The following is an 11,148-nucleotide window of genomic DNA, read 5'->3' on the forward strand; positions in this document are numbered from 1 at the left end:
CTACGCCTCCATTAGTAAAAGTTCCGGGTCACTTAACAGGCGTTTTATTTGATTTAATGCCTGCTGTGCGGTAACTCCATCAATAACCCGATGATCAAAGCTCAAGGATAATGCTAACATAGGAGCGGCCACAATTTCACCATTTTTGACTACCGGTTTTTCAGCAATTCTGCCAACGCCGAGAATCGCTGTTTCCGGATGGTTGATAACAGGCGTAAACCATTGGCCGCCGGCAGAACCGATGTTGGTGATGGTGCATGAACCCCCGCTCATTTCATTCGGACTGAGTTTTCCGTTTCTCGCTTTATCCGCCAACTCGTTGATTTCCTTTGAAATCGCAAAAACAGATTTGGCGTCTGCACGTTTTACGACGGGAACGAGCAAGCCTCTTTCCGTGTCGGCCGCAATGCCAATATTATAGTAATGCTTCTGGATGATTTCTTCTTTTTCGTCATCAACGGACGTATTAAGTGCCGGATATTCGCGCAACGCACTGACGAGCGCTTTTACAACATAAGGAAGATACGTCAATTTGATGTCTTTCTCGGCGGCAACAGCTTTAAACTTCTTGCGGTGGGCAACAAGCTCCGTAACATCTACTTCATCCATAAACGTCACATGGGGAGCGGTATGTTTTGAATTGACCATCGCTTTGGCAATCGCTCTGCGGATGCCGCTCATTTTTTCCCGTGTTTCGGGGTATTCCCCTTCAGGAATAACAGGCGCTTTTGGTGTTTTTTCTTGTTTTGCTTCTGCTGCCTGCGGCGCTTCCTGTACGTCGGGAGCTTCTTTTGTTTTCTCCGGCGAACTTAAATAATGATCAATATCTTCTTTCAATATTCTTCCGTTTTTGCCTGTACCGGTAATCTTTTGGATATCAACTTTATTTTCACGGGCATATTTGCGTACGGACGGCATCGCGATAACCCGTTTGTTCGCTTCTTCACCATCAGCCGGCTGCTTTCCGGCTCCGGTGCTCTCGGCTTGTTTTTTCTGTTCTTCTTCGGTTTTCACTTCTTCTTTTGGAATCTCCTGGCCGGACTCGGCCGTTGATTGCACATCCGCTTCGGTTTCTTCTTCCTCATGCTCTCCTTTAAACTGGAGATTTTCGTATCCCGGAGCATCGAATGTAACGAGCACATCCCCGACAACAGCCGTCTCGCCTTCCTTAACGAGTATTTCCTCCACCGTGCCGGTTACCGGAGACGGTATTTCCACCACGGCTTTGTCATTTTGCACTTCACATAATACGTCATCTTCTTCCACTTTTTTGCCGGGTTCCACAAACCATTTAACAATCTCGCCTTCATGGATTCCTTCCCCGATGTCAGGCAGCCTAAATTGGAATGACAATCTTTTCACCCTCCTGTTGTAAATTCGTTCAGACCTCAGGTTAATTAAAATTCGAGCACTTTTTTTGCAGTTTCGACAATATCTTTATGGTTGGGCAGCCAAACCGGTTCAGCTTGAGAAAATGGATACACTGTATCCGGGGCAGTCACCCGCAGGACAGGCGCGTCCAGGCTTAAAATGGCGCGGTCATTAATTTCCGCAACAACGTTCGCTGCAACGCCGGCCTGTTTTTGTGCCTCCTGCACGACAATGGCCCGATTCGTTTTTTCAACGGATTGGATGATCGTTTCAATATCAAGCGGGCTGACGGTGCGCAAATCAATTACTTCCACAGAATGGCCGTCTTTTTCCAGCAATTCGGCAGCTTTTAAAGAATCGTGAACCATGGCCCCATACGTAATGATGGAAAGGTCCTTTCCTTCCCGCTTAATATCCGCTTTTCCAAGAGGTATCGTATACTCTTCTTCCGGAACCTCTTGGCGGAAAGAGCGGTACAACTTCATGTGCTCCAAAAAAATAACCGGATCGTTGTCCCGAATGGCAGAAATGAGCAACCCTTTGGCATCATATGGAGTAGAAGGAATGACGACCTTTAATCCAGGCTGCTGGGCTACAAGGCCTTCAAGACTGTCTGCATGCAGCTCGGGTGTATGTACACCGCCGCCGAATGGAGAACGGACCGTAATCGGCGCATGGTACGAACCGCCCGTTCGATAGCGCCAGCGGGCCATTTGGCCATTGATGGAATCCATCACCTCATAGACAAAGCCGAAAAATTGAATTTCCGGGACGGGACGATACCCTTGTGTCGCCAATCCGATCGCCAGCCCTCCAATTCCGGATTCAGCAAGCGGCGTGTCGAATACCCGTTCTTCCCCGAATTCTTTTTGCAATCCTTCCGTCGCGCGGAAAACGCCTCCGTTGACCCCTACGTCTTCCCCAAATACAAGGACGTTTTCATCATTGCGCAATTCCGTGCGGAGCGCATCTGTGATGGCCTGTATCATTGTCATTTGCGCCATGGCTTACTTCGACTCCTTCTCTTTATATATTTCATATTGCTCTTTTAAATTGAATGGAAGTTCTTCATACATATTTGAAATCAAGTCCGTCACTTTTTGTTTTGGTGTTTCGTCCGCTTTTTTAATGGCGTCTCTTATTTCATCTTTCGCTTTTTCAATTACTTCGTTTTCCTTATCTTCATTCCACAGCCCTTTTCCTTCCAAATACTTTCTGAAACGGACAAGCGGGTCTTTTTTCTCCCATTCGCTGTCAGTATCCGAAGTTCTGTATCGTGTCGGGTCATCTCCCGCCATCGTGTGCGGGCCGTATCTGTAACAGATCGTTTCGATCAGTGAAGGACCTTCTCCATTTATCGCACGTTCACGTGCTTCCCGCACCACCGCATATACGGCAAGCGGATCCATGCCGTCCACCACGATACCCGGAATTCCGGCTGCTACCGCTTTTTGGGCAATTGTCACTGCGGCCGTCTGTTTTTCCCGTGGTGTAGAAATGGCAAATTGGTTGTTTTGGACGATAAACACGGCCGGGGCGCCAAATGCACCGGCAAAGTTGATTCCTTCATAAAAGTCCCCCTGGGAAGATCCGCCGTCGCCCGTATAAGTGGCAGCTACCGCTTTTTTACCCCGTTTTTTAAGGCCGAGGGCAACGCCGGCCGCTTGTACATATTGCGCACCGATAATGATCTGCGGAGGAGTGACGTTTACTTCTTCCGGAATCTGGTTCCCAACATAGTGTCCTCTTGAAAATAAGAATGCTTTATAGAGCGGAAGGCCATGCCATACAATTTGGGGAACATCCCTGTATCCCGGCAAGATAAAGTCTTCTTTTTCCAATGCAAAATGAGAAGCAATTGCGGATGCTTCCTGGCCGGCAGTCGGTGCGTAAAAGCCGAGCCGCCCTTGTCTGTTCAAAGAAATGGAACGCTGGTCAAGTATGCGCGTATAAACCATCCGGCTCATGAGCTCGACCAGTTCTTCATCGGATAAATCCGGCATCCGTTTTTCGTTGACCACTTCACCTTTTTCATTCAACACTTGCACCATTTCAAATTTCTTTTCGATATTCCCGAGCGTTTCGACCGCATCGAAATCCGCTGTCTTTGCTTTTGAAGCCATCGAAATCACCAACCCTTTCCATTTTAAATGTGTTATTTGTAGCGTGCCCTAAAAAAAGCATGTCAATAGGAGAAAAAACCGTCTCTATAGTTTTTCCACAATGGGATCCGGAAAAACAAATATCGCCCTCCCTTGTAACACCAAAATCTGTATCAGTTATTTTATTAAGTACGATAACACAACGCGATTTCTTCTTCGTTTTTTAGATTACATGAGAAATCCTCTTTCGTCAACGAATATATCAGCCCTGTATTATTATTTATTAAAAAACTGTACTATATAAAACCCGAATTTTTATTACTGTTATAGTACATAATTGAAGCGCTTTCACCATCCGTTTTTGACGAAATTCCCGGATACACGCCCAGGGCGTCCTGCACTTTGGAGCAGCAGATTTATTTCAGATGAAAATTCATGAGGTGAAACTTCAATCAGCGGGGCCTTCATCCCCCACTCCTAAAAAAACTTATACTTTAACAGTAAAAAAAGAAACGGTTGGCCCCCGTTTCCGTGAATCACGATTCATTTTGAATGCCTGCCGCTTTATAAAAGGCCGACTTTTCTTCATTAAACTTCTTCGTGAATTGGTTGAACTGCTTATTTGCTTCAATGACCCTTTCCTGCGCCTTGTTGGCCGCAGCAATTTGCTGTTCTACTTCTTCCAGCTTTAAATCTTTATTTTTCATCATTTCATATAATTTTCGATCTTCCTTGATCGCTTCTTTATAGGCTTTGGACAGCTGGGCATGGGCATCGTACCGTTCAGTCATGAGTTTCTCCAGCTCTTTTGCTTTTTCCATCAGCTTTTCATCTTTTAATTTTGGAATGGTTTCTTTTACTTTTTCAAACTCCTTGTTGGAAGCCGCAATTGCGCTTTCTTCTTTTTCAAGATATTCTTCACGTTTTTCCAGATTTTTCAATGCCTCATCGGAGAGTTTTGTAATTTTGTCCATTTGCTTCATTCCAAGCTTCATCATTTCACGAAAGATTTGGTTTTCCCTTTCCTCAAGCTCCGTCATCGGTTTTTGTTGATTTTCAAAATCCTTCTCTATTGCTACTGTTTCTTCGATGGTTTTATATATTTTGTTTTCCGGGCTTCCGCAACTTGCCATCAAAAAAGCGGATGCACATATGACAAAAGCCAACTTCCTTTTTTTCACCGATATTCCTCCCATCGTTTCTACATTTCTACTATAAAGGGAGAAAATAAGTTTTACAACTTTGGCGTTTTATGTAAGCCAGCCGATTTTATTGGCTGATTTTTTTTGGTAAACTGGTTATATAGTATTACTTACAGGAGGATGTACATGATTTTAATGAAGGATATTGTCCGGGACGGGCACCCCGTGCTTAGGAAAAAAGCAGAAGAAGTGCCATTGCCGCCCTCCCGCGAAGATATGGAAACCATAAAAAAAATGGAAGAATTTTTAATAAACAGCCAGGATCCCGTAACAAGCGAAAGGTACGGGCTCCGGGCGGGCGTCGGGCTTGCGGCCCCGCAAATCAATGTCTCAAAAAGAATGTTCGTCATGAGGGTCACAGATGAAAAAGGTCAAGAATACAATTATTGCTTTATCAATCCAAAAATTATAAGCCATTCGGTGGAGAAAGCCTATTTGACTTCCGGCGAAGGGTGTTTATCCGTTGATCGTGATATACCCGGCTATGTTCTTCGCCACGCGCGAATCAAAGTAAAAGGGTATGATGAAAACGGCCGTGAGATCAGGCTGCGTTTGCGGGGACTTCCTGCCATCGTCTTCCAGCATGAGCTTGATCATTTAAACGGCGTCATGTTTTACGATCATATCAACAAGGAAAACCCGTTCCATGTTCCAAAAGATGCTGTTCCGGTTGATCGATAACCGGGGGGGGCGGCCTTTGCCCCCCTGCCTTACTTTAGTTTTTGACCGTTTCAAACCCGCGGGAAAGAAGGCCGATTTCTTTCAATCCATTGACGATTCCATCTTTTTCAACATTCGTTGTCACCAAGTCTGCATGATCTTTTACAATTTGGCGGGCATTCCCCATCGCAACTCCTGTTCCGGCCTCCTGAAGCATTTCAATGTCATTCATTCCATCACCAAAAGCAATGACATCTTCCATTGTAAAGCCAAGCCTGCCAACTATTTGTTTGATCCCCTCCGCTTTCGATCCTCCCTTCGGCACGATATCCAGGGAATATTCATGCCAGCGGATGAAATTGACATCATCACACCCCGTCAAATATCTCTCTTCCTCTTTCCTTATAAAAATGAGCGCTTGGTAAATGTCCCTGTTTTTATAGAAAACCGGATCAAATGCCGGGTGGGCAAATTTCAATGAAGCCAGGCTTTCTTTAATCAAATCATCATGTTGAACATTCGCTTTCATCGTCGTTTCATTCATGTATACGAGCGGGTAGTCACGCTCCCTTGCTGTGTCGGTCATTTTGTGAAGGACATCGGGATCGATTGGATTTTTGTAAATCACCTCATTTTCAAAAACGACATATTGCCCGTTGAAACATATGTAGGAATGCATATTTAATTCTTCCAGCAAGGGAGATATCATAAACGGCGCCCTTCCTGTGGCAATGGCCGTATAAATACCTTGTTTCTGCAATTGCCGGACAGCCGCCTTGGCTGATGCAGGCAGTTCTTTTTGACCATCGAGCAAAGTACCGTCAATATCGAAAAATACAATCTTCGTCATAATGATCCCTCTTTTTTTCTAATTTTCCAGCGTTCCCCATGAGAGCCGCTCTATATTTGAGCATATAATAAAAACAAAAACGGCGCATAAAAAACGGCTCCGGTTTATCCCAAAACTCCTATTAAACGTTGGGCGGGAGTTGCAATTGGATGAAAGAAAACTTTATGGCACTTTTACTTTTTACGAAAATCGGTTAAAATAGTGATAAGGAGTGATCCACCATGTTTAAGAAGCTGCGGAAAAAGCTTTTAAAACAGTGGAAAGACTTGCTCAGAAAGAAAACAATTGCTTAAATGATTATATCGCCATTTCAAAACCCTCTGATTCAAGGAGGGCTTATTCTTTTTGTGACAGGTATGTTGCCCGGCATTTTCACCAACCAAAAAACATGCATTCACCCGGGCTTTCTAATATAATAAAGAAAATTAATATTGACAACGGAGTTAAGGAGAGAAGTACATGATTTTTAAAGTATACTACCAGGACAGCATCCATGAGATGCCGGTCCGGGAAAAAACAAAGGTTTTATTCGTTGAAGCCGAAAGCGAACGAGAAGTACGCCATTATTTGAAAGACCGCCCATTAAATATCGAATATATTCAATTACTTGAAGGAAAATACCTTGAGTATGAGAAAAAAAACTCGAATTTCAGTCTGGAGAATGCATAACAAATGAAGTTTGTAAAAAATGACCAGACAGCTATTTTCGCCTTGGGCGGTTTGGGCGAAATTGGCAAAAACACATACGGGGTTCAATTTCAGGACGAAATCATTTTGATTGATGCGGGAATTAAGTTTCCGGAAGACGAATTGCTCGGCATTGATTACGTCATTCCTGATTATACCTATTTGGTGAAAAATGAAGACAAAATCAAAGGATTATTTGTCACACATGGGCATGAAGACCATATCGGCGGCATTCCTTACTTGTTGCGACAAGTGAACGTTCCCATTTATGCCGGAAAATTAGCACTCGGCTTGATCAAAAATAAACTGGAAGAACACGGCCTCCTTCGAAAAACAAAGCTCATTGAAATCAAAGAAGATGATATCATCAAGTTTCGCAAAACTTCCGTCACGTTTTTCAGGACAACCCACAGCATCCCCGATTCTTACGGGATTGTCGTGAAAACTCCCCCGGGCAATATCGTCCATACGGGGGATTTCAAGTTTGACTTTACTCCGGTAGGCGAACCGGCCAATCTAACCAAAATGGCGGAAATCGGAAAAGAAGGCGTGCTTTGCCTGCTTTCCGACAGTACGAATGCGGAAGTCCCCCATTTTACAATGTCGGAACGCAAAGTCGGCGAAAGCATTAAAGATATTTTTCGCAAAGTGGAAGGAAGGGTCATATTTGCCACTTTTGCATCCAATATTCACCGTTTGCAGCAAGTAACCGATGCCGCGATTGCCAACAACCGAAAAATAGCTGTATTCGGACGCAGCATGGAGGCAGCGATTGAAATTGGACAAGAACTGGGTTATATCCGGGCGCCAAAAGATACGTTCATCAATACCCAGCAACTAAACAGGATGCCGGCAAATAAAGTAACGATTCTTTGTACCGGAAGCCAGGGTGAACCGATGGCGGCGCTTTCGAGAATTGCCAACGGAACCCACCGGCAAATCCAGATTCAGCCGGGGGATACAGTTGTCTTTTCTTCATCCCCGATTCCCGGAAATACAAACAGCGTGAACCGGACGATTAACTTGCTCTACCGTGCAGGTGCTGAAGTGATAGCGGGTCCCTTGAATGATATCCATACTTCCGGGCACGGCGGACAGGAAGAACAAAAACTCATGCTTCGGCTAATTCAACCCAAATTCTTTATGCCGATACACGGAGAGTTTCGCATGCAAAAAATGCATGCCCAGCTCGCTGTCGACTGTGGCATCCCTGAAGAAAATTGCTTTATTATGGATAACGGCGAGGTGCTTGCCCTCAGTGCCGACCATGCTGAAGTTGCCGGCAGAATTCCCTTCGGTTCCGTCTATATAGACGGAAGCGGCATTGGTGACATCGGAAATATCGTGCTGCGCGACCGGAGAATCTTATCCGAAGAAGGGCTTGTCATTGTCGTTGTTTCCATTGATATGGATGAATATAAAATTGCTGCCGGCCCCGACATCATATCGAGGGGATTTGTTTACATGAGAGAGTCAGGCGACTTGATCAACGAGGCGCAAAAGATGATCTCCAAACATCTCAACAAAGTCATGGAACGAAAAACGACCCAGTGGTCCGAAATTAAAAACGAAATTGTCGATACGCTCATGCCGTTCTTATATGAACGGACAAAAAGAAAGCCGATGATCCTTCCAATCATTATGGAGGTATAGCAAAAATCCTCTTGTCCGCCCTTGGGGGCGTGCAAGAGGATTTTCTTATTCAAGCATTTTCTTTTCAAACCGGTTAATATCGGTATCAGCTCCGATAATAATTAAAATATCTCCGAGCTGCAACGGATCATTCGCTTTTGGTGACACAATGATTTCTTGTCCCCGTTTAATGGCGACAATATTCAAACCGTATTTCGCCCTTACGTCCAGTTGGACAAGGGATTGGCTGGCCAATAATTCATTTACTTTGATTTCAACAATGCTGTATTCCTCAGACAATTCCAGATAGTCGAGCACATTGTTGGATACAATATAATGGGCAATTCTTCGTCCCATGTCCCTTTCGGGATGAACGACATGATCCGCTCCTATTTTACGAAGCACTTTTTCATGGTAATCGTTTTGGGCTTTAACCGTAATATGATTGACACCGAGTTCTTTCAAAATCAAAGTCGTCAATATGCTCGACTGGATATTATCTCCAATGGCCACAATGACGTGGTCGAAGTTGCGTATACCCAAGCTTTTTAAAACTTGCTCATCCGTTGTATCGGCTACAACAGCCTGTGTAACGATGGAGGCAAATTCATTGACCCGCTCCTCATCCATATCGATCGCCATGACTTCCATTCCCTGCTCGGTCAGTGAGCGGCACATGCTGCCTCCAAACCTGCCCAGTCCGATGACGGCAAATTCTTTTTTCACTTTCATTCCTCCACTTTCACTGTTATTCTATTCTATCACAACCAAGTGGAGTGTCCATCATGATACCTTTGGGACCTATTCATGCGAAAATTTAAATTAATTCATGAGGGGCATCCCCCCAGTAACCTGCATAAAAACTCTTGGCTGCAGGTAGAAACAGTTAAACATTTTCTTCCCCCATTACGTCTTCAGCATTATGAGTGCCAAACTAACTTTACAAAAAACCACTCAACTATGGAAAGCGAAGGTAAATTACATCTTAAATCCAGATTTTCTGAGAATAAATAATGATGTAATGAAAATAGTTGGAATAGCAATTAATAAATATAAAATACCCTTAGACATAAACATGTTATAAAAGTAGAAGAATAACGTTACCCAAATAAATGTCATGAAAATTCCAATTGTTTTTTTCATATTGGAAATAAACCCTCCAGAAAACGGAAGTTACCGCAGATTTTTCATTTTGGAAGACAGCCTGGAACCACAGCGCTCCATGAGCCCTGTTTAATCTTCATCGCTTTGATCCGTAATGTGGGTCCAGCCTTCCTTTTGAATAACTTTTCCCTCCTTCATGAGTTTTCCCAACGCTCTTTTAAAAGAGGATTTACTTATGAAAAATCGTTTTTTAATATCCTCGGCCCCGCTTTTATCTGTATAAGGCATCGATCCCCCGCGGCCCATCATGTAGTTGTAAATCCGTTCGGCATGTTCGTCGATTACTTCATGGGATCTCGGCAAAAGCGAAACATTGATCGTTCCATCCTCTTTAACGGCAACAACCCTCCCTTCCACTTGCTGGCCAAGCCGGGGTTCTTCTTTTCTTTCCGATTGATGGATAAACCCGATATATCCTTCTTCCGACATAAACAAGGAGCCCTCAAGAAGGAGCCGGTATACGGTGCCTTTCACGTTTTTATTGAAAACACTTTGGCCAGCGCGGACGGAAAGCTCCCTCATTACTTCCTCATTCGCCAATTTCCCAAATAGCCTGTTTTTCTTATCCGTTTTCATTGAACAATATAGCTTATCCCCTTTTTGGGGCCATAACCGAAATAGCTCCGGCAAATCATCTTTTGAAACAAGCAGATCCTTTTTAAGCCCGATATGAATAAATACGCCCAATCCTTTTTTGACGTCCACTACTTCGGCCCAGCCGTATTGCCCCTTCCTGATTTGGGGAATTGTAAGAGTGGCCGCAAGGCGCCCTTGATGATCCTGATATAAAAAGACGGTTTGCTTTTGATCCGGCTGAAAACTTTCCGGAACTTCCGTATGGTGAAGCAAGACATCTTCCTCACCGTTTGTCAAAAAATATCCGAACGGGGCTTCCCGGGCAACTGTCAAATCAACTACTGTACCTGGTTCAAGCATGTTTGTCTCCTCTGCTTTCTCTATAGTTTAAACAAAAAATCAATCCAATTATATCATGACCGTTTAACCCTTCCTATTGTAGCCCAAAAAAGCAATGATCATAAGTCATAAACGTATCCCTCTACGCAACTTATTGACGGGTTTTCACCATGTATGAAACTATATAAAATGAACTTTTGAATGCAACGTTAAAATCTGACAAAAAGCCACTGCGTCCAGTCATTGATCTCCCATCCTTTTTTGACTATTAGTATTCTATACCCGAAAAGATCGGTAATGGGGGCACGTTCCTTTGACCGGTTTCGGCGAAATAACGCCTGCGAGGGCAATGGGGGCCGCTTCCTTTGACCGGTTTCGCCAAAATAACGCCTGTGCGGGCAATGGCATTGGCCTGCCGCGCCAATTTATAATGAATACCGATCGTCTAGAATGATTGCGTGTCAAACTCTTACATTCATTGTATATACTCAAAACCACCAGTGTGAACTGGTGGTTTGCTCTGCGGCTGAAAGCCTCTCTTACCGGCCTCGGCCTAAAAGGCCCA

General features: G+C 44.2%; 11 protein-coding genes. 4 read left to right on the top strand and 7 right to left on the bottom strand.

All coding sequences use genetic code 11. The annotated features are described in order from the left end of the window. From AB1L08_RS09150 to AB1L08_RS09165, 4 genes are all read right to left on the bottom strand, one after another. Window positions 1-1,353 carry a dihydrolipoamide acetyltransferase family protein gene (locus tag AB1L08_RS09150; protein ID WP_413064358.1) on the bottom strand — a complete coding sequence of 451 codons (1,353 nt, stop codon included), beginning with the start codon at window positions 1,351-1,353 and terminating at the stop codon, window positions 1-3. 44 nt (window positions 1,354-1,397) lie between these two features. Continuing rightward, window positions 1,398-2,375, bottom strand: coding sequence for an alpha-ketoacid dehydrogenase subunit beta (locus tag AB1L08_RS09155; RefSeq protein WP_413064359.1), 978 nt, complete (start codon window positions 2,373-2,375; stop codon window positions 1,398-1,400). A 3-nt stretch (window positions 2,376-2,378) separates the two neighbouring features. Next, window positions 2,379-3,494, bottom strand: a complete 1,116-nt coding sequence (gene pdhA, locus AB1L08_RS09160; protein ID WP_413064360.1) for a pyruvate dehydrogenase (acetyl-transferring) E1 component subunit alpha — start codon at window positions 3,492-3,494, stop codon at window positions 2,379-2,381. Window positions 3,495-4,009: 515 nt separating this feature from the next. Beyond that, window positions 4,010-4,654 carry a YkyA family protein gene (locus AB1L08_RS09165; protein ID WP_413064361.1) on the bottom strand — a complete coding sequence of 215 codons (645 nt, stop codon included), beginning with the start codon at window positions 4,652-4,654 and terminating at the stop codon, window positions 4,010-4,012. Window positions 4,655-4,801: 147 nt separating this feature from the next. Between AB1L08_RS09165 and def the strand changes: the two genes are divergently transcribed. Further along, the gene (def, locus tag AB1L08_RS09170; RefSeq protein ID WP_413064362.1) at window positions 4,802-5,356 is read left to right on the top strand and encodes a peptide deformylase; all 555 of its coding nucleotides are present in this window, start codon (window positions 4,802-4,804) and stop codon (window positions 5,354-5,356) included. Between the two features lie 34 nt (window positions 5,357-5,390). Here the strand turns inward: def and AB1L08_RS09175 are convergent, their stop codons facing one another. Continuing rightward, entirely contained in the window at window positions 5,391-6,188 is a 798-nt protein-coding gene (locus tag AB1L08_RS09175; protein ID WP_413064369.1) for a Cof-type HAD-IIB family hydrolase, read from the bottom strand. Window positions 6,189-6,644: 456 nt separating this feature from the next. Here AB1L08_RS09175 and AB1L08_RS09180 point away from each other — a divergent pair, with 456 nt between their 5' ends. Together AB1L08_RS09180 and rnjA are read left to right on the top strand one after the other, a co-directional pair. Next, window positions 6,645-6,854, top strand: a complete 210-nt coding sequence (locus AB1L08_RS09180; RefSeq protein ID WP_413064363.1) for a DNA-dependent RNA polymerase subunit epsilon — start codon at window positions 6,645-6,647, stop codon at window positions 6,852-6,854. A 3-nt stretch (window positions 6,855-6,857) separates the two neighbouring features. Further along, window positions 6,858-8,525 (top strand): ribonuclease J1, encoded by a 1,668-nt coding sequence (gene rnjA, locus AB1L08_RS09185; RefSeq protein WP_413064364.1) that lies wholly within the window; start codon window positions 6,858-6,860, stop codon window positions 8,523-8,525. 45 nt (window positions 8,526-8,570) lie between these two features. On the opposite strand, the gene AB1L08_RS09190 is transcribed toward rnjA, so the two are convergent. Next, window positions 8,571-9,236 (bottom strand): potassium channel family protein, encoded by a 666-nt coding sequence (locus tag AB1L08_RS09190; protein WP_413064365.1) that lies wholly within the window; start codon window positions 9,234-9,236, stop codon window positions 8,571-8,573. 501 nt (window positions 9,237-9,737) lie between these two features. Then, the gene (locus AB1L08_RS09195) at window positions 9,738-10,604 is read right to left on the bottom strand and encodes a CvfB family protein (RefSeq protein WP_413064366.1); all 867 of its coding nucleotides are present in this window, start codon (window positions 10,602-10,604) and stop codon (window positions 9,738-9,740) included. Window positions 10,605-10,896: 292 nt separating this feature from the next. On the opposite strand from AB1L08_RS09195, the gene AB1L08_RS09200 reads away from it, so the two are divergent. Continuing rightward, window positions 10,897-11,037 carry a hypothetical protein gene (locus AB1L08_RS09200; protein ID WP_413064367.1) on the top strand — a complete coding sequence of 47 codons (141 nt, stop codon included), beginning with the start codon at window positions 10,897-10,899 and terminating at the stop codon, window positions 11,035-11,037. Window positions 11,038-11,148 lie beyond the last annotated feature (111 nt).

Source organism: Siminovitchia jepli (assembly GCF_047228825.1).
GTDB lineage: Bacteria > Bacillota > Bacilli > Bacillales > Bacillaceae_C > Siminovitchia.